The organism is Nocardia sp. XZ_19_385, from assembly GCF_015355755.1.
GTDB lineage: Bacteria > Actinomycetota > Actinomycetes > Mycobacteriales > Mycobacteriaceae > Nocardia.
The window spans coordinates 898,654-921,635 of sequence record NZ_JACVEE010000003.1; the positions used below are offsets into that span (position 1 = coordinate 898,654).

A 22,982-nucleotide genomic window follows, 5' to 3' on the forward strand; every position below is an offset into this window, starting at 1 on the left:
TGTTGAGAGCAGTGCTCTCTGATGTGTTCAGCATGCCCCGCTGCGGCGGCTGTGTCAAGAGCGGTGCTCGCAATTGTTGACAATGCTCTCGCCCTGTTGCACGGTGTCTGGTATGCCCACGACACCCCGTGCCCGCGCTCGCGCCCAGACCATGCAGGACATCGTCCGGATCGGCCGCGAACATCTGGCCACCGATGGCGCGGCCGCACTGTCGCTGCGAGCGGTGGCGCGGGATCTGGGTGTGGTGTCCTCGGCGGTCTATCGCTACGTGCGCAGCCGCGACGAACTGCTGACCTTGCTCGTGGTCGATGGGTACAACGCGCTCGGCGACGCCGTGGATGCCGCCCTCGCGGACGCGCCCGACGATCCGAAAGAACAGTTGCTGATCCTGGCGCGCACGGTGCGGGCCTGGGCGCATGCCGAACCCGCCCGGTACGGACTGCTTTTCGGCACCCCGGTGCCCGGCTACGACGCGCCCGCCGACCAGACCACCACGCCGGGCACCCGGGTCATCACCACCATGCAGTTCTTGTTCGCGCGCGCCTACGAGCGCGGGATGCTCACCGCCCCCGATCCGCTGCCGCGCGTATCCAGCGCGCTGTCGGGCAGTTTCGAGGAAATCCGTGGTCAATTCGAGCTGGACCTCCCTGATTGGCTGATCGCGCGGGGCGTCACGCTGTGGGCGTCGCTGTTCGGGCTGGTCAGCGGCGACGTGTTCGACATCTACGGCACCGACACCTTCGCCGATCGCGGCGAACTGTTCGAGCTGCAGGTCGAGGCGCTGCTCGACATGCTCGGATTCTCCCGCTGAATTGCGCTGGGGCCCACCAGTGCTGACCGCTCACAACTCGATTGTGCTGTGGCACAAGGCACTATTGCCCGGCTTTGTGCCGACCGTTACTGTTACCCGCTGGTAAGACAGTGGCGTTGTCTGGGACGCCAAAATCGAGCGGGGATGTATGACCAAGCGACGACGCTTATTCCGGACCTTGACCGCGCTGGGGGCAGTCATCGTGGTGAGCACCGGTCTGGTGTCCGCGCAGGCCGGGCAGGCGACGCCCGACGGCGGCGCGCTCGGCGCCTCCTGGACCGCGACACACGACGGCCCACGGACCTATCCGCAGGTGCACATCGATTGGGATGTGCCGATCACCATGAGCGACGGCACCGTGCTCAAAGGCAACGTGTACCGGCCCGCGGACGCTGCGGGCGTGCCCATCGCGGAGCAGACGCCGACCGTCGTCAACCTCACCCCGTACACGAAACTCGTCGCCAACCTGGCAGATTCGGCCCAGAGCATCCCGATCCTCAGCGACCTGCTGGTCGAGGCGCTGAAGGGTTTCGACCTGTCCGCGTTCGGCCTGGGCGGTCTCACCGAGACGACCCGAGTGCTGCCCGCCGGCCTCGGCCGAGTCTTCAGCGTGGACCGCAAACTCGTGCAGAGCGGCTACACGCAGGTGGTCGTCGACGTGCGTGGAACCGGGTTCTCTCAAGGCCTGTGGCAGGTCTTCGGTGAGCGTGAGCAGCAGGACGGCGTCGAGGTCGTGGAGTGGGCGGCCCGCCAGCCCTGGTCCACCGGGTCCGTCGGCATGAACGGCGTCTCCTACTCGGCGATCAATCAGATGCACACCGCCGAGCGCAAACCCGAAGCGCTGAAAGCGGTCTTCCCCGTGGTGCCCGGCAGTGACCTGCTCCGCGATATCGCCGCCACCGGTGGCGGGGTCGGCATCGGGTTCCTGCCGGTGTGGTTGATGGCCGTGAACGGGACCAAGCTGGTGCCGAACGTGCAGTCCATGCTGAACGGCGGCTTCGACTGGAAATGGCTGGCCGACCGCGCCGCGGATCCGTTGACCTTCTTCAACTATCTGCTTGCCGCACTGACGATTCCGAGCATCGCCGAGGTGCCCGACTACCTGCTGAATCTGCTCCAGGACGATTCGCTGATTCGCACCGCCTGGCTCGGGCATCCGGAAAAGATCGAGATCCCGACCTTCGTCTACGGCGGCTGGCACGACATCTTCACCTACTCCTCGCCGCGCGCCTTCCAAGCGGTGAATGTGCCTGCGGGGCAGAAGAAACTGATCATGGGCGACACCTACCACCTGACCTCCGGCAGCGGTCTCGGCCTGCCCGGCGGGCCACCGCGGCTGGACGTGCTGCAGCGCGCGTGGTTCGACAAGTGGCTCAAGGGCATCGACAACGGCATCGACGACTACGCCGATGTGACGGTGTGGCAGCAGGGTGGCGGCTGGACCAGCACCACCGAATTTCCGCGTCCCGGAATGGATTACCGGCGCATGTATCTGAGCCCGGCAGTGTCGGGGACCGCGCGCAGTGTGCACGACGGCAGTCTCACCGCCGAGCCCGGGGGAGCGGCGCGGCTGACCGTCGCACCCGGGCTCACCGGCGTGTGCTCCCGCGATTCCGCCACCGGCACAGCGGGTTTGACCGCCATTCTGGATATCTGCGCCAAGGACGACCGCATCAACGAAACCAACGGGCTGACCTTCACCAGCGCGCCGGTCGCCGAACCCACCCAGATCTCGGGGCCGATTGCCGTGCACCTGAATACGGTGCTCGACTCCACCGACGGCTACTGGGCGGTCACCGTCAACGACGTCGCACCGGACGGCCGCTCCACCGTGTGGACCAGCGGCCAGCTGCAAGCCTCCCTGCGAAAAGTGAACGAGGCCAAGTCGACTCGCTCACCCAGCGGCGACTACACCGACCCGTACCCGATTCTCACCCTGGCGGACCGGCTGCCGCTGGTCCCCGGCGAACCGACGATCCTCGACATCGGACTGCCCGCGACCGACGGCATTCTGCAACCCGGCCATCGGCTGCGCATCGATGTGTACGCGCTGAACTTCCCTCGCGGACTTCCGTTGCGGCCCTTGCTGAACGAGAGCGAACTGCTGCCGCAGCACCTGGAACTCGACCCGAATCGGCCGAGCTGGGTGAATATTCCGGTCAGCGGTAGCCCCGGGTGGTAGCAGTTGTGCGCCGGTCCGGAGTCGCGTCCGGACCGGCGCGACCGCGCTACCCGCCGACCGAAACCCGCCGCTGCCCAGCCAGCGCGCCACCGTAGGTCACCGCGCCGATCCCGGTCAGGGCGATCGCCAACGGTAGGTGCTGCTCGCCTTGCTCCTTACCGTCACGTTGATCAGCGAGTTTCGATTCATAGGTGTAGCTGTCGCTGCCACCTCCATAGACGATGCACCGGTCACCGGGCACCATCTTCTTTCCATCGCATTCCGGGGTCGCCCCTGGATCCGCGTTGGCCGCGAAAATCGAAATCCCGAGCCAGATAGCTCCTGCTATGAAGGCCAGTCCACCGACTTGTCGAATCACCCCGAGTGGGCCGTTTGTGCTTGCCATCTATCCTCCCCAGGTAGATGCGCTGAGACTAACAGCACGGAAGCGTCTGGGGCACTCGGAATTACGTCGGTCCGGGGGATCGTGACCGGGTTGACGCCAGCCTGCGTGACGGTGGCTTGGCTGCGCGCAGGCTCGGACCCATCAGGTTCGGACAGCACTGTCCGGGCCCAGCTAGGCGACCGGCCGGTTCTTCGGCGGCCAGCGTGGTGGCGCGCCTACCGGACGGTGTGTAGGCGCGCACACGCGAATCGCGGTCAGGCGCTGCAGCCACCGCCACATTGGCACGGACCACCGGATTGGCAGCCGCACTGGCAGCCGGGCTCCGGCCGAATGATGTTGTCGAGCATGATGATCGAACCTTTCTCCGAGGTCGAGCGATGTCACCTCGAGGCCTACGCCGGAGGCCTCCAGCGAGGTGCTGTGATCAGAGAACAAGCGCTGCCCAGCGGGCGAATGCCGACCCGGACCGCGGCGCAACCACGCGATCCGGCGCGAATCACCGAATGAACTTGTCGAACAACATGATCAGGCGGAATCGGTCTGATCGATGTCGAAGAATCCTACGCCGTCGACGGAGTGGGCGGCAGTGCGCGTAGATGGACATTTTCGTCCACTTTCACGCCGCAGATCTGTCCCAGGAGCGTTCAATTGCGGGGGAAGCGCTTGGAAAAGCCCTCTTCCACCTACCTCTGGACTGGTGGAGGGTTGAGGTCGAGAGGTCCTCGCAGCGAACGTGCGTAGCGCGAATGGGGTGTGCAGGCCGCGGATTTTGACCTCCGATCCCGGCTACTTCGGGATCGTCACCGGGTCGAGGCAGCTGGCGAGAGCATCGACGAACGAGCAGGTTTTCGGGGCGCGGGTCGGGCGGTACCGGGCCGGCACGCCGCCGGCCCGGGTGATCGCGGCGTAGGCGGGGACGGCGTCGGTGGGCTTGCGGGTCAGTGCCGGATCGGTCAGGACGTCGACGGTGTACAGGCCGAAACGTGGAGTGTAGGAACCCCATTCGTAGTTGTCGGTGAGGCTCCAGTAGTTGTAGCCGATGAGGTTGATGCCGTCGGCTTTGGCGCGCTGCAACCAGTAGACGGTGTCACGCAGCAGGTCGGCGCGGGTGTAGCCGTCGGCTCGCGGATGGCCGTTCTCGGTCGGCATGCCGTTCTCCACGATGTAGAGCGGTTTCCCGGGGAAGGCGCGTGCGTAGTGCTGGAGCGCGTAATAGATGCCCTCGGGTTGCAGAGAGTTCTTCCAGAGCTCGGAGAAGCTGAACCCGCTGGTGAGGGTGTCGGGGGAGATGCCGTAGTAGTAGTCGATGCCGATGTAGTCCAGCTTGTGGGCGATGCGCGACATCATCGCGCCGCTGACGAGATCGTCCGCGGCCGGGATGTAGGCGACGTTGCTGGTCACCATGGCGCCGGGCTGTACCTGGTGGATGTAGTCGTAGATCCCGTTGTGCGACTGCGCGAGCCGCTCGTTCATCGCGGGCGCGTCCGTCACCGAGATTCCGCCGTGCCGGGTCTCGTTGATGACGTACATCGCGGGCTCGTTGAACGTCACCCACAGCGGGTCGGTCGGCGCGTACCGGTCGACTACCTTGCGCGCGTTCGTCAGCCAATCCTCGACCATGCCCGGATTGGCCCAGCCTCCGCGATCGACCTCCCACCCCGGGTACACCCAATGGTCGAGGGTCAACATCGGCCGCATCCCCGCCGCCTTGATCGTGGCGATCACGGTGTCGTAGAAGCGGAATCCGTTCTCATCCCACTCACCCGGCCTGGGTTGCACCCGCGCCCACTCGATCCCCATCCGATACACCTTGACGCCGAGGTCAGCGGCCAACTGAATGTCGGAGCGATACCGGCTGAAGAAGTCGATCGACTCCAGATACGGATCCTCGGTCTTCCCCGCCGCCACGTACCGAGCCCAATTGCTGTCCGGCGCATGCCCCTCGGCCTGATATCCGGACGCCGCGACACCCCACAGGAAATCAGCACCCAACGGTGCCACCTCCGCGGGCGCCGCCGGTCGAGCCTGCACGGGCGCGGCGGACCCCACCATCAGCGCGACGGCGGACGTGGACATTGCAGCCAGGGCCTGACGGCGACTGAGGGATCGCATGAGTCTCCTGCGGGAATTCGTTGATCGGCCGCACTGCCCGGCAGCCCGGATTCACTTGTCCGGCAGCCTAACTGGTCGAGCGTCCGAATTGGGCGGGGATCGATGGGTCAATTGTGCATTCCGCCAACGCCGATCCACCCGCACCGATCGCGGCGGGTTGCACACGAATCCGCGTTGACGTCCCGCGCGAATTTATTTGCCGCGTACTGGCAGGCAGTGAGGACGGCAAAGGTTCCATCGCTCCGCCTGGCATTGCTGCCCGCACGCATCGACGGTTGCCCTGGCCGGGATTGCAACCGCCGGAGTCAGCGCCTGGATAGTCGGTCAAGATCATCAGGAACTGGTGGTGGGGGCTACTCGGGCGATGCCGCCACCAGTTCCTGATGATCTTGATCAGCGCATGATCTCCGGCGGTCTTCTGCTCAGTGTGCGGGGCGAGGGATGCGGAGGCCGGTGCGCTGGAAGGGGAGTGGGCATTTGGGGCAATGGGGACGAAGGAGGGTGGGGGAGGGGCGACACGGCCTGCGTGCAGTCTCAGCCCGCGGGTCGAGAGATTCGGGGAGGGGCGATGGAAAGCATTCTGATTGGCGGGGATTGGACAGCCTGGTGGCCTGATCGAACTGTATTCCACATCCCTGTAGGTAGATATGCGCATCTAACTATGTATGATCCCTCATCAAAGATCAGGCCACGGGGTACGTCCGCAGCGAACTTTCATTACGTCTATAGCAACCACAGCCATGAAGGAAGGGGGCCTGTTTTGGGCGGAGGAGTGCTGGGTTCGACCTGACTGATGAGCGGCTCGAAGCCTTTGCCGCACAGGGCGTCACGCGCGTCGTCGTCAGTGCTACATCGATGGATCCGGGGGGTCCGCCGCACCGAATCGCTAGCGCCACCAGCGCGGCGGTGACGATCCGGAGGGCGGTGGATCCGGTGCGGCTCCGTGGTGGAGGGGCGGCGGGTTGGTGGCGGCGGGAGCCCTTGACGACTCCCTCGCGGTCACGCTGGTGCAGGCCGTTGGGTCGGTCCGGGATGGTGGCCGTGGGGACGAATCCGGCGCGGCCGTCGTGGTCCCGGGGCCGGCGGGTTAGTCCGGGATGGTGGCGGTGGCGACGAGGTAGCCCTTGGGGTCGCGCCAGGCTTGGCCGGGGTGGTAGGTGAACCAGTCTTCGATGTCGGCTGTGAGGTCGGTGAGGATGGCGGCGCGGTGCGGGTTGTCGGGGGCGATGCCGTCGAAGGTGAAGAGGGAGGCAGCGAAGTGGATGAGGGGTTCGGGGGAGTCGAAGACGAGGGCGTTGTCGCGGCGCAGCAGGGTCGCGGTGCCGAAGGCTTCGTTCATCAGGGGTGGGAGGGTTTCGGCGTTGACCGTGTACGGGAGCGCGTCGGCGGGGTCGATGCCGTAGGTGGCGGCGTGTGCCGTGATGAGTTCGCGGAGACGCGGGCAGCTCTTGGGACGGTTGACCACGACGCTGACGATGCCGCCGGGTTTGGTGGTGCGGCGGAATTCGGCCAGGGCCGCGGCGGGTTCGGGGACGTGGTACAGCATGTGGCGGGCGGTGAGCACGTCGAAGGTGTTGTCGTCGAACGGCATGCGGGTGGCGTCGGCGAGGATGCCGCGCACGCCGGGGATGACGTCGGCGGCGGCGACCATGGTGGCGGAGGTGTCGACGCCGACCAGCGGGCCCTGGTGGCCGGCGGCGGCGAGGCTCGCCAGGAAGCGCGCGTCGCCGCAGCCGATGTCGGCGAGATACTCGGTGCCGGTGAGATTTATCGCGGCTAGCACGTCGGCCTGGGGGTCGTCGGCTTTCTCAGAGAAGCGCCGGTGGGTGTCGATCCGCACTTGCAAGGCGGTGGGATCGGAGTATTCGGCGTCGAGGTGGCTGAGCGCGCCCGTTGAAGATTTCATCGGTGGTCCTTCGGTCCAGTGGCCGTGGTGACTCCGCGTGTTATCTGGCGCGAGCGTACCCCGCACTGCGGCTATGGAAACCGTTTTCGGCCGTCGCGGGATCGTCGAGCGGGCGGCGAAACGGAAACCGCGGACGTCCACCCGGGCCACGCCTGACTCGTGCGCACAACAGCGCCGTCTTCCTAGTCGGCGGACGCCAGTTCCACGACGATTCCACCGAACCGCCCCTCCCGCATGGTCGCCGGATGTCCGTCGATGAAACACACACCGGTTCGGGTGACCTCGACAGATTCTTCCTGGTGGGGTCCGGAGCCGTCCGGGTGTTCGAGTGCGTCGGCGTAGTAGGCGATCATTCCGCCGAAGGCATCGGTGTTGAAACCGACAACTCGGCGCCCGGCCCGGTCGGTAGTGCGGTCCCTGCAGTGATAGCAGACCATGCGCGGGTACCGCCCCTCGTAGACCGCCGGCCGCTCGCAGAGCGGGCAGGGTTGAGTGTATCGACGCCCAGGGGTCGGGGATTGCAGCAGGAAATCGCTGCGGGCCAGGATTTTACGCCCGGAAACCGTCGGCCCGCCGCTGCTCCGCAGGATGAGCAGAACGAATTCGGCATAGTCGACCGTCTCGGGATCGATCCCACCGGCTACCTCATCGATGCGAGTCAAGCCGGCGTCGTAAGCCTCGAGCGCCAGCCGTTGCGCCACACCGAGTTCGCTGTCGGAGATATCCCGGTTGGCATGCGCGGCCTGGGCCAGGTGTTCGGCGATCACCGTGTCGATGGTGCGTCCGGCCTCGGACAGGAGCCCCGAGGCGCACCCGACCGTGCTCACCAGAACATAGGCATCCAGATCACCGCGGTCGGACCGGATCGTCTCCAGGAAGGCGAACCCTCGACCATAGCTGGCGTTTTCGAGGCTCTGATGGCTGTAATAGACGACACTGCCGGGATCCCGCGCCTGATCGCGCGCGATTCGAACCGCGTCGTCGTAGGTCAGCGAAGAGCTCGGATCCAGCCGTTTCATGACCCAAGCCTAACCATCCAGCCGCATCGGACTGAATCTGCTGCGGCACAGCGATATTCACATGAATCAACGGCGCGGAATTCCGGTATCGAGGCATTGTTTTCCGCAGAATCCGACGCTACCCCTGCGGACTCTTTCGGGCTATCTCCTCGACTCGGCAAGAGCGCTGGAATGGGCTGGACCAGGGTGTTCGTTGTCGAGAATGGGTTCGCCGAGACCGATTCGGCGTTGTATCCGCTGCATCCACGCGGGCGCCCACCAGCAGCGGTCGCCGAGCAACTGCATGACGGCGGGTACGAGCAGCATGCGCAGCAGGGTGGCGTCGATGAACAGGGCCGCGATCATGCCGAAGGCGATGTACTGCATCATCACCAGATCCGAGAACGCGAACGCGCCGGTGACGACGAGCAGGATGAGTGCGGCCGCGGTGATGATGTTTCCGGTCTGTGCGGTGCCGATGCGGATCGCGTCGCTGGTGCTGGCGCCGAGGGCGCGGGCTTCGACCATGCGGGAGATGAGGAAGACCTCGTAGTCGGTGGACAGGCCGTAGATGATCGCGATGATCAGCACGAGCATGTTCGATTGGATCGGTTGCGGGGTGAAGTTGAGCAGGCCCGCGAGGTGGCCGTCGACGAAGATCCAGGTGAGGATGCCGAGGGTGGAGCCGAGGCCGAGGGCGCTCATCAGTGCGGCTTTGATCGGCAGGATCAGGGAGCCGAAGGTGAGGAACATCAGCACTGTGGTGACGAACAGGACGAGCGCGACCATGATCGGAATGCGGTACAGGAGTGCGTCGATACTGTCCTTCTGCATGGCCGGCATGCCGCCGACCAGCATGGTCACATCGTCGGGTACGTCCATCCGGCGCAGATAGTCGATGGTTTTGCCCGCTTGCGCGGAGTCGACGAGGAGGGTGCTGGTGCGGTAGACGCCTTTTTGAATCGTCGAGTGCGACGGGATTTTGAAATCCTCGGACAGGCCCGGTGCTTCGTTGGCTTGCTTCACGACCGTGCCGATGGCCGCGGTATTGCCGGATACGAAGATGAGTTCGAGTGGGTCGGCGCGTTTCTTGGCGAAGCTGTCGTCGATTGCCTCCTGCGCGAGGCGGGTCGGGTTGTCCGGTGGGAGATAGCGTTCGCTGAACCCGCCGAAGATCAGGTTGCCGATCGGTACGGTCAGGAACAGCAGCAGTAGGCACAGCGGTACCGCGAGCTTGCGTGGATGGCGCATCACCCACGCGGTGGATCGGTCCCACATGCCGTTGTCGGACTTGCGGTTCTTGCGGAATCGCTTCAGCCCCAGCATGTCCACGCGCGGACCCAGGATGGCCAGCATGGCGGGCAGAATGGTGATGGCGGTGAGTGCAGCCAGTGACACGGTGGCGATCGCCCCATACGCCATCGATTTCAGGAAGGCTTGCGGAAACAGCAGCATGCCGCCGAGGCTCGCGATGATCATCGTTGCGGAAAACACCACGGTTCGCCCGGCCGTCATTACGGTCCGTCGCACCGCGTCCGGGGTGGTGTGGCCCGCGGCGAGTTCCTCCCGGAATCGGCTGACGATGAACAATCCGTAGTCGATGGCCAGCCCGAGCCCGATCATCGTGACGATCGGCTGGACAAAGGAATTCACCTCGGCGAAATTCGTCACGAATCGCACGACGCCGTTCGCGCTGATCATGGTGAGCCCGCCGACGATCAACGGCAGCGCCGCCGCGACGACCCCGCCGAAGATGAAGAACAACAGTAACGCCACCGCGGGCAGCGCGAGGATCTCGACGCGATGGATATCCTCGGCCATCTTGTCGTTGAGCGTTCCCGCCAGCGGCTGGAGCCCGCCGACCTGCACGTCGACACCGGGAATTGTGAAGGCGTCCTTCACCTCCCGGTAGTTGCGCATGATGTCGGTGTCGTTCTCGCCGCGCAGCGCGATCAGCGCAATGGTTTTGGTCTTGTCGGGGGTAACGGCTACGGCTCCGGTGACTCTGGCGGTGACGGCCGGCCAGTACGCGGCGTTGATGCCGCCGATCTCGCCGGGATGTTTCCGCGACAACCCATTGAGGCTTTCGATGACCGCACGGCTGAATTCCGGGTCGTCGACGGTCTTTCCGGCGGGCGCGGTGTAGAGCACCGCGACATCGAATTCGTGACTGCGGCCGAAGGCTTGGTCGGCGATCCGCGCCGCCTCACTGGACTCCGAACCGGGATCGAACATTCCCCCGGAGCTGAGATGATCAGCCAGCCCGGACCCGTACCCGCCGAGCGCCAGCAGCGCGGCAGTGACGATCCCGAGGACGAGAAACCGCACTCGCGATACGAGCGCACCCCACCGCGCGAACATCAGCGCACTCCGAGGATGGTCGGGGGAACTTCCGTGCCGAATCTCGCGGAACCACTCTGCATCCCACCAAAGGTACCGATCTTGCCCGGCGCCGCACCGAACACCGTCGAGGCTCACTCGGTGCGCAACTACCAACCTCCGTCGACGGGAGTCATATCGGTGCATGTCAAGATCAAATGGCCCCGATATGACTCCCGTCGATGTCCATCCTGCGCGAGCGCGGCGCGGCAGGTGGGACAGGGCTTGTCGGCTTGTGCCGAGGCTGGGCACCCGCCGATACGCTCAGGCGGGCGGAGTTGCTCGCTGTACGGCTGTAGCTCGCGCGATCACACCGCTGGGCTGGCTGCGTTCAGGTTCTCGCGATTCGGGGCGTCGGAAGTTCGACGGGGCCGAGGAGTTTGGTGAGGGTGCGGGCCAGGGCGTCGAGTTCGGGCGGGTCGAGGCGGTCGAAGTGTGCCGCGATTGCGGCGTGATAGTGCGGGGCCGCTTGGTGGAGGCGTTGGTGTCCGAGGTCGGTGCAGGTGACGAAGGCGGAGCGGGCGTCGCCCGGGTTGTTGTGGCGGGCAACGAGTCCCGCGTTTTCCATTTCGGTGACCAGGCGGCTTACTCGGGTGCGGCTCAGTACTACGCGGTTGCCGAGGTCGGTCATGCGTAGTGGGTCGGTGCCGTCTAGTTCGAGGAGCACGTCGTACCAGGCCAGCGGCAGGCCGAAGCGGCGCCGTAGGTCGGCGTCGATCTGCGGGACCAGTTGGGCGTGCACTCGCAGCAGCGCTGACCAGGCGTGTTGCGCGGCGCGGGGCTGCTCCAATTCGGCCATGCGGCAATAGTACTCGACTTATGTGCGCCCGCACGCATATAGTTTGCGTGCGCACGCACATAAAATCGGCGTGCTCTCTGGAAGGAATTCGCATGACCACAGTCATCACCCGCACCGAACTGGCCGAGGCGATCGAGTCCGGCTCGGTGACCGTGCTGGACACCCTCGGTCCGGGCTACTACGAGAAGGCGCACCTGCCCGGTGCGCTGGTCCTGGTCGAAGCCGACGTGGAATCCCGAGCGGCCCAATTGCTTCCGGACCGGGAGGCGACGATCGTCACCTACTGCTCGAACGAGAGGTGCCGCAACAGCGAAAACGTCGCGGTGAAACTGCATGCCCTCGGCTACGGCAACGTCCGGGCTTACCGCGCCGGGATCGAGGATTGGGCGGCGGCGGGCCTGCCGGTCGAATCCGGCGCCTGACACCGGCGGAGTAATCGACCTGCGCGGTGACGCGCAGGTCGGCTGCTGGCCGGTTGGCCGAAGGGGCTCATGCAAGTAGCCCGGGTTACCGTCGGGATGTTCCGGCGCTTGAGCTCGGGGTGCTGCCGCCGTTGCCCCAGCTGACCGCGTTGCTCGCGGTGGCGCAGCCGAGCAGTCTGAGGATCGCCAGGATGGCGGGCAGTTACTCGCTTGGTCCAGTGCCTCGACATGGGTCTTCACCGAATCCGTCCGGCCGGCACCGTGCGCGTTGCCGGCGGCGATGAGCACGGATCCGACCACCTACCTTGTGCCGCAACCGATTCCGCGCGAGATGTTCATCAGCGCTGGCCCACGAAATCGCTGCGCAATACTCCGGCCCCCGACGGTGCCGTGCGGATGTGATCGGTCGGGTGGGCGCTGGGCGTGTTGAACTCCCTGCGCCGCACCCGGCCGTGTCGATGCCGCAGCGGTGAACTCAGCCGCGGAACCACATGGGTCGCAGGATCGGACCGTCTTCGGGCAGCGGGATCAGATCGCCTTCGATGACGAATCCGCAGCGCGCGTACAGGCGTGACGAGCGCTCGGTGCTGGCCTCGAGGTAGGCAGGGAGACCGGCGTCGGAGGCGGCTTTGGCGCGGTCTGTGACGATGGCGGCGCCGGCGCCTTTGCCGCGATGCTGGGGCAGGGTCACGATCAACTGCAGGTAGCGGTGCGGGACCTCGGCGGGATGGGTTTGTTCGAGGAGGGCGGTCAGTGCCCGCAGCCGCCGGAAGGGCGGGAGCGGGACCTGTTCGTAGACGGCGCGCATCTCGGCGGCCTCGCGTTCGAGGCGATCGCGGTCCCGCACGGTCTGCCACAGTGACACCGCCCAGATGTCGGTGCCGTCGCCGGCGACCCAGACCTCGTCTTCACGCATCGCCTTCTCCACCATCCCGGGCGCGTGCTGGGTGCGGTACTGCTCGGCGACCTCGGGGTGGTCTTTCATGATCCAGCTGAGCACTTCCTCGTCGACGCTCGCTTCGGCGAGTACCCGCGCCACGGTGTCGAGCTCGTCGAGTTCGGCGCGGTGGACCCTCACTGGCGTAGTCATCTCTGCAACCTCCCGTTGTGAACAGTGTCTTCGAAAGCCAAGGTATGGCTGTGCCGACGTGCTTACGACAATTTCGTCACACTGGTAGGTGTGATGAAATCCGAGGCGCCGGCGTGCGCGGTATGTGGTGCGGAGTTCGCGCATCCGGCGCGGGGCCGGCGGCGCCGGTACTGCTCGCGGTCCTGTCAGGCCCGCGCCTACCGGGCCCGCCGCCAACCCGAGTCCGCGCCGCAGCGCCGCACCCCTCCGCGCCGGTTGACGACCATCGCCATCGTGCGCGCCGCCGTGGCGCTCGCCGACCGGGAGGGTGTGGAAGGCGTGTCCATGCGCCGCCTGGCCACCGAGTTGGGCGTGGCGACCGCCGGGCTGTATCGGCATTTCCCCGACCGTGACACCCTGTTCGCCGAAATGGCGGAACTGACGCTCGCCGAAATTCCGCCGCCGCCAACCACATTGGGAGGCTGGCGCGAGAGTCTCGCCTACGAAGCGCGCGGTGAATGGCAGCTCTACCGGCGCCACCCGTGGATGTTGGCGGTGCTCGCCCAGACTCGCCCGCCCTTGGGCCCGACACTGCTCGACTCCCTGGAACGCCCCTTCGCCGCGCTGTACCGGCCGGGCATGACCAGGGATGCCCTGCTCACAGCGTGCCTTTCGGTGTCGAGCCTGGTCCAGGGGCTGGCGCTGCTGGTCACCTCCGAACGCCGCCCGCTCGGACTACAGGCCACTGCCGAGCAGGTGGCGGCGCTGGTCGCCCCGGAGACGCACCCGATGCTGGTGCGTGTCTTCGACCCCGATACCACCGGACTCGAACTCGACCTCGACAAACTTCTCGAGGACAGCCTGGCGCTGCTTCTCGACGGGATCGCGGCGCGGCACTTCCCTGGGGAAATCGCGGGTGCGAATCCGCGCGTGACATCTGGGTGACGATTCTGCGCCGCAGTGGCGGCCTGCCAACTTCCGGGCTGATCACGGTCCAGGGCAATGCGTCTGCTCATCGTCGGCGATTTGAACGACGCCGGGGCACCTGGTCGGCGGCGGCGGTTGTGACGCCGAGACCGTGCTGACGATCGCGAACCAGCGGGCCGCCACCGCACTGAAACTTCGTTGAGATCGCCGACGGCGGCCACTACGTCCCCGAGGAACAGCCGGCCCCGGTTTGGGTGAAGGAGTGTGGGCTCGGGGTGCTCCGGCGGGCCCGAACAACCTGGGTTCGAAGGGGCTCCGCCGCGCCGAATATCGCGTTTGGCGGGGAACTCATGGTCTCAGCTTGGGTGCTGGCACCGCCAGCTACCGGGTCCCCGGGAGCTCGAGCCGCATTTCGAATTCCAGGCGCGGGTCCTCGGGGGAGATCGGGCCCGTGACGCCGGTGCGACGGAAACCGTGGCGGTGGTAGAGCCGTTCGGCGGGGGCGTTGCCCTCGGAGACTTCCAGGCCGATGGCGGGCAGGCGGTTGGCGGTGGCCCACTCGATGACGGCGCGGACCAGCAGGTCGGCGACGCCGGTGCCGCGAGCTTCCGGGGCCACCCACATCGACACCACGTGGGCCGCACCGGATTCCGGGGCGATGCCAACGGTGCCGAGCTCCTGGCCGTCGGCGCTCGCGACGAATTGGGTGCGGGCGGCGAGGATTTCGCGCCACAGCTGATCGGTGCGGGACTGCGCCTCGGCGAGGGTGGAGCCGAAAGCGTGAGGCGCTTCGGCCAATGCCAGTAGCCGGATGCTGCGGAAACGGGCCCAGTCCTCGGGGGTGAGCTGGTGGATCCGGACCGATTCGATGTCGACGGCGGCCATCATCCGGCCTGTTCGAGTTGTTTCTTCAGATTGCGCAGTGTGCGCGCGATGTTCTTGGCTTGGAACTGAGCGAAAGTGTCTCCGCCGGTGACGATCCGGTCGAACACCTGGACCGCCGCGTTCGGCCACCGCCTGCGGTCGTCGGTCCAGGTCTCGGTGACCCGTGTCCCGCCGTCTTCCTGCGTGAACCGGTATTCCCAGCTGGCGATCCCCGCCCGAATCCAGGGCTCACGCGCCCCGATCGCTTGCACCTGGAACGCGAACCGCTCGCCCGGGTCCGCCGCGGTCACCACGCACCGAGTCACCCACTTGGTCAGGCCCCGCTTGTTGACCCCGTCGAATTCCATACCCGCATAACTGGATTCCCGCGGTTCGCGAATGGTGGCCCCGAGATTCTCGGGACTCCACCGCCCCATCAGCCGGGGATCGCTGATCTGCTCATAGACATCCAAGGGCTTCGCCGCAACAAGGATGCTGTCGGAAACCGTCGTAACGCGGCGCACGGTGAGCCCCTTCGGTGACTGATCATCTGATGCCCGAGCCTATCCGACCCCGAGCTGCGATTGTCAGGGCCAGTCGCCGTCCGGGAGCAGCGCCCGCAGGAGTCAATCCAATAGCTCGTCGAGGTACTTGGCGGGGTTGTTGAGGAAAGCGCGCGTGATGCGATAGTGCTCGGTGTCTTCGTAGTCGACGAGTTCGTAACCGTCCTCGCCGATTTGGTAAATCCAGGCATCCGGGTACGACATGAGGATCGGGGAGTGGGTGGCGATCAGGAACTGGGATCGCGTGCCGACGAGCTCGTGCATGCGGGCGATCATCGCCAGTTGACGGCTCGGTGACAACGCGGCTTCCGGCTCGTCCAGGACATAGAATCCGTGCCCGCCGAAGCGGTGCATCATCAGCGCCAGGAATGATTCTCCATGTGATTGTTCGTGCAACGAGACGCCGCCGTAGGAGTTGATCAGCGGAGGTCCGGAGCCGGGTTGCTTGTCCAGGTCCTCGATGTTGGTGGCGACGTTGAAGAAGCTCTCCGCGCGCAGGAAGAACCCGTCACGCGGCTTGTGCACGGACTTCACCAGCCGCAGATGCTCGTTGAGGCCCGAGTGGGAACCGCGGGTCGAAAAGTTGAAGTTCTTCGTGCCGCCTTCGGGGTTGAAGCCCCAGGCGGTGGCGACGGCTTCCAGCAGCGTCGACTTGCCGCTGCCGTTCTCGCCCACGAGGAAGGTCACCCGTGGATGCAGCTCCAATTCGGACAGGCCACGCACCACGGGCAAGGAGAATGGATACTCCTCGAATGACGGCACACTGTGCCGGTCCAGAATCGCTCGCCGGACGTAGGGAGCGCTCATCAGCGGCCAGCCACAGTAACCATGCTGCAATTATCTGACGAACGACGGAATGCACTCGTGCGGGGTTGCTCCTCGACATATATCGCTTGCGGCAAGACTCAGGGGTGCCGCAGAATGGGCGGCCGAAGCCAGGACCTGCGGAAATCCAGTGCGACGCGTGGGTGGGAGAAATTCGGCGAACGGGTGGTTCATTGTTCGATGTGATCATTGCCGGGTGCGGGCCGACCGGTGCGATGCTGGCCGCCGAACTGCGGTTGCACGATGTGCGGGTCCTCGTTGTGGAGAAGGACCACGAGCCCGGGTCGTTCGTGCGCATAGTCAGTCTGCACATGCGCAGTCTCGAGCTGATGGCGATGCGCGGACTGCTGGATCGCATGCTCGAACGTGGACGACAGCGTCCGGTCGGCGGTATCTTCGCCGCCATCGCCAAACCCGCGCCCGAGGGTTTGGATTCGCAGTACGCCTATCTGCTGGGTATCCCGCAGCCGGTCATCGATCAGCTGCTCGAAGAACATGCGATCGAACTGGGCGCACAGGTCCGGAACGGTTGTGCGGTAACCGGTTTCGAGCAGGACGCCGAGGGTGTGACCGTCGAATTGGCCGACGGGGAGCGGCTGCGGGCGCGTTACCTCGTCGGCTGTGACGGCGCGCGCAGCACGGTGCGCAAACTGCTCGGTGTCGGGTTTCCCGGCGAACCCTCGCGGACCGAGACGCTGATGGGGGAGCTGGCACTGGGTCTGCCGCCAGAGGAGATCGCCGCCAAGGTGGCCGAAATCAGCGCCACCAATAGGCAATTCAGTCTCCGGCCCTTCGGCGAAGGAATCTATAGCGTCGTGGTCCCCGCCGCGGGAGTCACCGATCGCGCGGAACCGCCCACCCTCGAGGATTTCCGGCAACAGTTGCGCGCCCTCGCCGGAACCGATTTCGGCGCGCATTCCCCGCGCTGGCTGTCCCGTTTCGGCGACGCCACCCGGCTGGCCGAACGCTACCGGGTCGATCGGGTGCTGCTGGCCGGCGACGCGGCCCACATCCACCCGCCCATCGGCGGGCAGGGCCTGAACTTGGGCGTTCAAGACGCAGTCAACCTCGGCTGGAAACTGGCCGCGCAGATCCACGGCTGGGCGCCGGAAACATTGCTCGACAGCTACCAGGCCGAACGCCATCCGGTCGCCGCGGACGTCCTGGACAACACCCGCGCCCAGACGCAACTGTTATCCACCGAACCCGGCCCGCAGGCCGTGCGCCGGCTGCTCACCGAACTGATGGACTTCAACGAGGTCAACCGCTACCTGATCGAGAAGATCACCGCGATCGACATCCGCTACGACTTCGGCCCCCGCCCCGACCTGCTCGGTCGCCGCCTGCGCGACATCGACCTGCAACAGGGCCACCTCTACGACCGGCTACATCGCGGGCGCGGCCTGGTACTCGACCGCACCGAACGCCTGACCATCGAAGGCTGGTCCGATCGCGTCGATCTCATCGCGGATCCCACTGTGGCGCTGGATGTTCCGGCCATCCTGCTGCGGCCCGACGGCCATGTCGCCTGGATCGGTGAGGACCAGCACGACCTCGACGACCACCTTTCCCGCTGGTTCGGCGAGCCCGCCAACCTGAACTAGGGGTAGGAGAACCAGTTGCCGACTATCGCACGCCTTTTCGCCGTCACCATCGATTGCCCGGACCCAATCCGGCTTGCCCGGTTCTACCAGGAGTTTCTCGGCGGGCATTTGCGTTCCTCCAACCCGGACTTCGTCGTACTCACCAGCAACGACAACGTCCGGCTGGACTTTCAACGCGTCACCAACCACCAGCCACACCAATGGCCCGACCCCGCCGCCCCACGCCGACTCCACCTCGACTTCAGCGTCGAAGATCTCCACCAGGCCGAACAACACCTACTCGCCCTCGGCGCGACGCTCGCCACCCACCAACCCGGCGGCCGGCACTTCCGCGTCCTTCTCGACCCCGCCGGACATCCTTTTTGCCTGGCCTCGACCACCACCGCAGGTACCCCGACCCAAGAACCAGCCCTGGACAACGGACGATAATGGGCTGCGCCTCAGGCGGCGGATAGCCGCGGTGCCCGCACCGCAACCGACGAACCTCGAAACAGGAGCTCGCACATGACAGACGCGCCCCGCACCCCCGAGGAATACCTCGACGGACACCCCGACGCCCTACCCATCTACCGGAAACTATGCACCCTGCTGGACTCGCTGGGCCCCTACGACGTTCGCGTCTCCAAAAGCCAAATCGCCTTCCGCCGCAACCGCGGCTTCGCCTACCTGTGGCTGCCCGGCCAACACCTGAAAAACCCGGACGCCGAAGTCGCGCTGTCGTTCGTGCTCGACCACAAGGAAAGCTCCCAGCGCTTCAAGGAGATCGCCCACCCCACCCCCAACCGGTGGACCCACCATCTCGAAATCCACCACCCCGACGACCTCGACGAAGAAGTCCGCACGTGGTTACGAGCGGCCGCGGATTCGGCGCAGTGAGGCGATCATGGAGTTCCGGCCCGATATTGCGGTGGTTTCCCCAGATCGGCGCTGGTGGTTCATCGATGGCGAGTTACGTTCGGACACAGCGACATACCAGCCCCACCAGATGTATTGCTTCGAGCGCTGGACCTATGCGCGATTTCCGCGAGACGGCGTGTTCGTCCTGGGATTCGAGACCGACTATCAATGGGACGACGCCGCGCAGGACGTGACCGGTCCCCAGCACGGTGGTTTGCTCGTTCTCACTCTCGATCACGCGAATTGCTGGCAGCTGGTGGAATTCGACCACGACGAGCGCTACGGCGAGCAGTTCGCGCCCTCCGCTGTGGTCTGGCATCCACGGGGTGTGCTGGCCTGGCTCGACAACGGTGAGCTCGCAGGCCGTGCGCTGCGCAGGCCTCGCATCCTGGACTCGCGAAACCTGCAAGGCCTCAACTACTGCGACGATTTCGAACTGGTACGTCTGGAGTTCGAGGTCCCCGGAGCGTGGGAGACGCTCGAAATATCCGCCGACGGTGCGATCCTCACCGTGGGCGGACAGGCCGGAGTCGATCGCTTCGACCTGGACAACAACCGGGTCTCCCGTGCCGGTGCGCCTTGGCAAGAGGCGGTGTCGAGTTCCGAGGACCCGCTCTACTGATACGTCACGATTTCCGAGGCCAAGGCCGATTCCGGAGCCATCACGTAGTGGAGGCGAGACCCAGTTTCACGGAGTGATCGGGCGGCACTCCGCATTGTCCGAGCTAGGACTCTCCCTGGCCGCCTGATGCACACCGACTGCACACACACTTTTCGCCCTTGCAGGTACCGGTGCCGCAATTCTTGTTCTTACACGCCGCGGTGCATGCCTTTTCGGCTGTCGACTTCTGTATCGGGGTCTTTGAGTTCTGGCAAGGCGCGCGACGCTGTTGCCCGGGTGCGAATTCTTGATAGATGGGGTCGTCGCACGGAATGCTCATTGTCGGTTGCGATGTCGGGTCGTCGAGCTCCGCCGCTGTAGCTATAGGCGCCCCAGCAAGGCCCAGGGCGGCGATAGCTACCGCTGCTGCGTACGTCGCCGATCCAATGAAACGAAGTGGTTGATGGACCATACGGATCCCTCCCTCTGCAATGGGTTAGATCGTCATGGCCATCAGTAAACCCGGCCGTTGAAGGGTGGTTGCGGGACCTGTCGGCGCGGCTGCGTGCCCCATTGCGAGGCATCACTGACCCGTCCGGCTTCTTGACACTCGGGGGCACGCGACCACCGCACGGTCTGGCACAGTTCGATTGGATCGCCGAAGCCACCTGCCCGCGCGACGAACCAGAGCTGTGTCGCTAGAGTCCAGGCAAGCTACTACTGCCGGGGGACTGGTTTGAAACTGCGCAGACTTGTTGTCGTACTTACTGTCTTGATATTGGCAGCATCGGTGTCGAGCTGCTTCATTGCGCCGGATCGCAGCAAAGAGATAGATGAGTTGAAAGCGGCAATTGCCGCGATGCCCGGTGTAGACAGCATCACGGCCGAATCCTCTCGAGCCTTCGCCGGTACCTTCCTCGCTTTGTCCGTGGCGATGAAACGGGCATCGGAGCAACAGGTTTCCGACGTCGCGGCGCGGATCACTGTGGTGAAAGGTGACCACTTCACCGACTACCAGCAGTCGACAACCTTCACGATCGGTGACCGAGCAGACCTCATGTATGGAAGGAAGCTGTATCCGGAGCAAGTTCTGGAAGACGTTCGAAAGATTCGAGGAATCGAAGCGGGCCTTCCTGCCGCGAAGATCTACGCGCACCGAAACCCGATCAGCGGGCTGTTCAGTATCAGAGTCACGAGTAGCGAGCACATCAGGGCCGTGGTAGATGCGACCCGGTCGGCGATCGGTTCCGACTCGGCGACGCTGACAGCGGATGCCACAGCCGACGACGCGGTGCCCGAATGGGAGATCGTGTTTCCTTACACCCCTGCCCAAGAACAGGCCGTTCACGACAAGCTGGATCACCTCCCGCCGGATTTCGCATTCGAGATCGAAGTCAAGGACGGCTCGGTCAGCAAGATTTGGGTAGTCACACCGGACAGAGCGTCGACCGAAACCAGGCTCCGGGCGGTGATAGCGGCCGTGCAGCCCACTACCGCTCACCCGCTGGCCTTGGGCTGGACCGACGGAGCCGGTGGGTGGGTGAAGCCAGGTGGGGCAGTGTCTTCGGATTTCCACGGAATGGTGATCGTCGGCGGCTGCTATTACAAATCGGTGGGCGAGGGTGGGCAAACTCCCACGGAAGAGGCCGACGCTCTGGAATCGAAGCTGCGCACAGAACTCGACACTTGCCCGAGGTAGCAACGTCGGTTGCGTTCGGGTCTCAGGTTTCTTGAAGGGTGTGATCGGTGCGTGCGACCATCGCGTATGGCCCTCTACCTCGAAACCGACCGGTTGTTACTGCGTCACTTCACCGAGAACGACGCCGAGTTGCTCATCGAACTCGACAGTGACCCCGAGGTCATGCGGTACCTCTCCGGTGGTGTCCCGACACCGCCGGAGAAGATCCGCCGGGAGGTGCTGCCCCGGCTGCTGGACCAGTACGAGAAGTGGGATGACATGTTCGGCACGTTCGCGGCGCACGAGAAGGCCGGTGGCGAGTTCATCGGCTGGTTCATTTTGCGACCCAAGGCCGAAGGCCCCACGGACGAGGTCGAACTCGGCTACCGGTTCCGCAAGGCGGCCTGGGGTGAGGGTTACGCGGCCGAAGGCTCGACGGCGTTGCTGCACAAAGCATTTACCGAGCTCGGGATGCGGATGGTCTGGGCGGAGACGATGTTCGTCAACCGCGGTTCGCGCAACGTCATGAAGAAAATCGGGATGACCCACGTGCAGACGTACTGGCCCGATCTGCCCCCGATCGAAGGTGCCGAGCAGGGGGAGGTCCGCTACGAGATCACCCGCGACGAGTGGGAACTCGGCGGCGCGAGCGGGAGCCGCGCCGTTGGGTGATCGGCTGGATCAAGCTATCCCGGAATGCGATACCGTCCGCGGGACGTCTACCGAGCGCGTTGTCGCGCTGCCCCGTCGAAGGTCACGCATCTGCCACCAGTACGTGGCGGCTACGGTGACATGGCAGGCGATGACTGCGATCGCTAGCACCGATATCCCAAGCAACGCGACGACCGTCACCGACACGATTCCTTCTTTCTCCTGAGTTTGTCCGCATGCGCGGATCGCACTGCAACGCATACCCGGGAACCGGCCGCTGCAACGGCCCCAACCCGGGCAAGTTTGTGATCCACCTCACTGTGGTGGGTGCTATCGGAGCTCCGCCAATACGGTGCCGTGCCGGATGGTGCCCGAGACTGCGGGCAGTGGTTGGGGGAGTGTCCATTCGGTGAAATCATCGATGCTGTCGCTGTACAGGTATCGGCCACTGCGCGGGTCGTCGAGGTTGTAGGCGTCGAGGTAGATACGCCAGCCGCCGTGGGGTAAGCGGATCACGCACTGGCCTTCTCGTGGGCTTCCCCATCCGGCCCAATCGCCGGTCCATTCAACGGTGTAGGGCCCGGCGAGCTGGTCGGCGACCGCGAGCTCCACGAATTTGGTGAGCTCGTTCTTGACGAAGGCGTAATAGCGTCCGTGATGATGCACCACGGTGGTATCGATATAGCCGTTCTCGGAGCCCGGGCTTGGTGCGAGCCCGTCCAGGGGGGTCGGTGGCGTCCACACACTCAATTGGGTGTCGGTGGCTGTCATCAGATGGGGGGTGAAGCCCGCGCCGGTGTTCAACGAAACCAGCACATTGACCTGACCGCTGGGGTCCAGGAACCATTCCGGAGCCCACGCATGCCGCACATCGGACACCGGCACCCGGTAGTCGTACATGTGAGTCCAATTGCTCAGGTCGTCGCTGCAGGCGAATCCGAGCGTGTCCCCATCCCAAGCGGTCGTGTAGACGAGGTAGTAACGGCCGTTCGCGCTCCGGAACAGGCTCGGATCTCGCAGCAACGGACCCATCTCGGTCGGATCGGTGGCCGGAGTCGCCGGATCCGCGCCAGGTGGTTGATACGCCGATGCCTTCAGTAGCTGAAATGTCGTGGCATCAGCGGACTCGTAGACGTACAAGTCGATCTGGCTGTTGTTGGTGAACGCCACCATCGTGTACCGGAGAGCGGGGGTGGTCGCCGGCGCCACCATCGGCGCACCCGTCGCGCGACCGCAGAGCAGCGCGTGCAGGGGCAGGCCTGCTGCCAGAGCCATCAGCGATCGCCGGTTCAGTTCCACGCGCAGCATT

20 protein-coding genes and 1 pseudogene are annotated in these 22,982 nt (G+C 65.2%); 10 read left to right on the forward strand and 11 right to left on the reverse strand.

Annotated elements, in window-relative coordinates; genetic code table 11:
- Positions 1-112 precede the first annotated feature (112 nt).
- Both IBX22_RS27820 and IBX22_RS27825 read left to right on the forward strand, forming a co-directional pair.
- Positions 113-811, forward strand: coding sequence for a TetR/AcrR family transcriptional regulator (locus IBX22_RS27820; protein WP_194818643.1), 699 nt, complete (start codon positions 113-115; stop codon positions 809-811).
- A gap of 148 nt (positions 812-959) precedes the next feature.
- Positions 960-2,993 carry a CocE/NonD family hydrolase gene (locus tag IBX22_RS27825; RefSeq protein ID WP_194818644.1) on the forward strand — a complete coding sequence of 678 codons (2,034 nt, stop codon included), beginning with the start codon at positions 960-962 and terminating at the stop codon, positions 2,991-2,993.
- A gap of 46 nt (positions 2,994-3,039) precedes the next feature.
- Here IBX22_RS27825 and IBX22_RS27830 read toward each other — a convergent pair whose 3' ends face one another.
- The 6 genes and pseudogenes from IBX22_RS27830 to IBX22_RS27855 all read right to left on the reverse strand — a co-directional run bounded on the left by IBX22_RS27830 (position 3,040) and on the right by IBX22_RS27855 (position 11,572).
- Positions 3,040-3,378: a hypothetical protein gene (locus tag IBX22_RS27830; RefSeq protein ID WP_194818645.1), complete on the reverse strand. Its 339-nt coding sequence runs from the start codon at positions 3,376-3,378 to the stop codon at positions 3,040-3,042.
- A gap of 786 nt (positions 3,379-4,164) precedes the next feature.
- Complete coding sequence (locus IBX22_RS27835) at positions 4,165-5,490, reverse strand: family 1 glycosylhydrolase (protein ID WP_194818646.1); 1,326 nt, start codon at positions 5,488-5,490, stop codon at positions 4,165-4,167.
- Between the two features lie 1,087 nt (positions 5,491-6,577).
- Positions 6,578-7,396: a class I SAM-dependent methyltransferase gene (locus IBX22_RS27840; protein WP_194818647.1), complete on the reverse strand. Its 819-nt coding sequence runs from the start codon at positions 7,394-7,396 to the stop codon at positions 6,578-6,580.
- 182 nt (positions 7,397-7,578) lie between these two features.
- Positions 7,579-8,415, reverse strand: a complete 837-nt coding sequence (locus IBX22_RS27845; RefSeq protein WP_194818648.1) for a hypothetical protein — start codon at positions 8,413-8,415, stop codon at positions 7,579-7,581.
- A gap of 189 nt (positions 8,416-8,604) precedes the next feature.
- A pseudogene (locus IBX22_RS27850) lies at positions 8,605-10,755 on the reverse strand (MMPL family transporter); the annotation flags it as partial.
- 349 nt (positions 10,756-11,104) lie between these two features.
- Positions 11,105-11,572: a MarR family winged helix-turn-helix transcriptional regulator gene (locus tag IBX22_RS27855; RefSeq protein WP_194818650.1), complete on the reverse strand. Its 468-nt coding sequence runs from the start codon at positions 11,570-11,572 to the stop codon at positions 11,105-11,107.
- Positions 11,573-11,664: 92 nt separating this feature from the next.
- Between IBX22_RS27855 and IBX22_RS27860 the strand changes: the two genes are divergently transcribed.
- Complete coding sequence (locus tag IBX22_RS27860) at positions 11,665-11,994, forward strand: rhodanese-like domain-containing protein (protein ID WP_194818651.1); 330 nt, start codon at positions 11,665-11,667, stop codon at positions 11,992-11,994.
- Between the two features lie 475 nt (positions 11,995-12,469).
- Here the strand turns inward: IBX22_RS27860 and IBX22_RS27865 are convergent, their stop codons facing one another.
- Positions 12,470-13,084, reverse strand: a complete 615-nt coding sequence (locus IBX22_RS27865) for a GNAT family N-acetyltransferase (protein WP_194818652.1) — start codon at positions 13,082-13,084, stop codon at positions 12,470-12,472.
- A 93-nt stretch (positions 13,085-13,177) separates the two neighbouring features.
- On the opposite strand from IBX22_RS27865, the gene IBX22_RS27870 reads away from it, so the two are divergent.
- On the forward strand, positions 13,178-14,008 hold the full coding sequence (locus tag IBX22_RS27870) for a TetR/AcrR family transcriptional regulator (protein WP_194818923.1): 831 nt from the start codon (positions 13,178-13,180) through the stop codon (positions 14,006-14,008).
- Between the two features lie 363 nt (positions 14,009-14,371).
- Here the strand turns inward: IBX22_RS27870 and IBX22_RS27875 are convergent, their stop codons facing one another.
- The 3 genes from IBX22_RS27875 to IBX22_RS27885 form a co-directional block, all read right to left on the reverse strand.
- Entirely contained in the window at positions 14,372-14,878 is a 507-nt protein-coding gene (locus IBX22_RS27875) for a GNAT family N-acetyltransferase (RefSeq protein WP_194818653.1), read from the reverse strand.
- The gene (locus tag IBX22_RS27880; protein WP_194818654.1) at positions 14,875-15,378 is read right to left on the reverse strand and encodes an SRPBCC family protein; all 504 of its coding nucleotides are present in this window, start codon (positions 15,376-15,378) and stop codon (positions 14,875-14,877) included. The genes IBX22_RS27875 and IBX22_RS27880 overlap by 4 nt, the downstream gene beginning before the upstream one ends.
- A 102-nt stretch (positions 15,379-15,480) precedes the next feature.
- Entirely contained in the window at positions 15,481-16,224 is a 744-nt protein-coding gene (locus IBX22_RS27885; RefSeq protein WP_194818655.1) for an AAA family ATPase, read from the reverse strand.
- A 191-nt stretch (positions 16,225-16,415) separates the two neighbouring features.
- Here IBX22_RS27885 and rox point away from each other — a divergent pair, with 191 nt between their 5' ends.
- The 6 genes from rox to IBX22_RS27915 all read left to right on the forward strand — a co-directional run bounded on the left by rox (position 16,416) and on the right by IBX22_RS27915 (position 21,694).
- Complete coding sequence (gene rox, locus IBX22_RS27890; RefSeq protein WP_194818656.1) at positions 16,416-17,846, forward strand: rifampin monooxygenase; 1,431 nt, start codon at positions 16,416-16,418, stop codon at positions 17,844-17,846.
- 15 nt (positions 17,847-17,861) lie between these two features.
- Positions 17,862-18,275, forward strand: a complete 414-nt coding sequence (locus tag IBX22_RS27895; protein WP_194818657.1) for a VOC family protein — start codon at positions 17,862-17,864, stop codon at positions 18,273-18,275.
- A gap of 75 nt (positions 18,276-18,350) precedes the next feature.
- Complete coding sequence (locus IBX22_RS27900) at positions 18,351-18,722, forward strand: DUF5655 domain-containing protein (RefSeq protein WP_228539499.1); 372 nt, start codon at positions 18,351-18,353, stop codon at positions 18,720-18,722.
- A gap of 7 nt (positions 18,723-18,729) precedes the next feature.
- The gene (locus IBX22_RS27905) at positions 18,730-19,365 is read left to right on the forward strand and encodes a hypothetical protein (RefSeq protein ID WP_194818658.1); all 636 of its coding nucleotides are present in this window, start codon (positions 18,730-18,732) and stop codon (positions 19,363-19,365) included.
- A gap of 757 nt (positions 19,366-20,122) precedes the next feature.
- The gene (locus IBX22_RS27910; RefSeq protein ID WP_194818659.1) at positions 20,123-21,043 is read left to right on the forward strand and encodes a hypothetical protein; all 921 of its coding nucleotides are present in this window, start codon (positions 20,123-20,125) and stop codon (positions 21,041-21,043) included.
- Positions 21,044-21,094: 51 nt separating this feature from the next.
- Complete coding sequence (locus tag IBX22_RS27915) at positions 21,095-21,694, forward strand: GNAT family N-acetyltransferase (protein WP_309234816.1); 600 nt, start codon at positions 21,095-21,097, stop codon at positions 21,692-21,694.
- 309 nt (positions 21,695-22,003) lie between these two features.
- Here IBX22_RS27915 and IBX22_RS27920 read toward each other — a convergent pair whose 3' ends face one another.
- Positions 22,004-22,981, reverse strand: a complete 978-nt coding sequence (locus tag IBX22_RS27920; RefSeq protein ID WP_228539501.1) for a glycoside hydrolase — start codon at positions 22,979-22,981, stop codon at positions 22,004-22,006.
- Between the last annotated feature and the right edge of the window lies 1 nt (position 22,982).

Coding starts and splice junctions, on each gene's coding strand:
- IBX22_RS27820 (WP_194818643.1), top strand. CDS start 113: ATGCCCACGACACCCCGTGCCCGCGCTCGCGCCCAGACCATGCAGGAC.
- IBX22_RS27825 (WP_194818644.1), top strand. CDS start 960: ATGACCAAGCGACGACGCTTATTCCGGACCTTGACCGCGCTGGGGGCA.
- IBX22_RS27830 (WP_194818645.1), bottom strand. CDS start 3,378: ATGGCAAGCACAAACGGCCCACTCGGGGTGATTCGACAAGTCGGTGGA.
- IBX22_RS27835 (WP_194818646.1), bottom strand. CDS start 5,490: ATGCGATCCCTCAGTCGCCGTCAGGCCCTGGCTGCAATGTCCACGTCC.
- IBX22_RS27840 (WP_194818647.1), bottom strand. CDS start 7,396: ATGAAATCTTCAACGGGCGCGCTCAGCCACCTCGACGCCGAATACTCC.
- IBX22_RS27845 (WP_194818648.1), bottom strand. CDS start 8,415: ATGAAACGGCTGGATCCGAGCTCTTCGCTGACCTACGACGACGCGGTT.
- IBX22_RS27855 (WP_194818650.1), bottom strand. CDS start 11,572: ATGGCCGAATTGGAGCAGCCCCGCGCCGCGCAACACGCCTGGTCAGCG.
- IBX22_RS27860 (WP_194818651.1), top strand. CDS start 11,665: ATGACCACAGTCATCACCCGCACCGAACTGGCCGAGGCGATCGAGTCC.
- IBX22_RS27865 (WP_194818652.1), bottom strand. CDS start 13,084: ATGACTACGCCAGTGAGGGTCCACCGCGCCGAACTCGACGAGCTCGAC.
- IBX22_RS27870 (WP_194818923.1), top strand. CDS start 13,178: ATGAAATCCGAGGCGCCGGCGTGCGCGGTATGTGGTGCGGAGTTCGCG.
- IBX22_RS27875 (WP_194818653.1), bottom strand. CDS start 14,878: ATGATGGCCGCCGTCGACATCGAATCGGTCCGGATCCACCAGCTCACC.
- IBX22_RS27885 (WP_194818655.1), bottom strand. CDS start 16,224: ATGAGCGCTCCCTACGTCCGGCGAGCGATTCTGGACCGGCACAGTGTG.
- IBX22_RS27900 (WP_228539499.1), top strand. CDS start 18,351: ATGACAGACGCGCCCCGCACCCCCGAGGAATACCTCGACGGACACCCC.
- IBX22_RS27905 (WP_194818658.1), top strand. CDS start 18,730: ATGGAGTTCCGGCCCGATATTGCGGTGGTTTCCCCAGATCGGCGCTGG.
- IBX22_RS27920 (WP_228539501.1), bottom strand. CDS start 22,981: ATGCTGCGCGTGGAACTGAACCGGCGATCGCTGATGGCTCTGGCAGCA.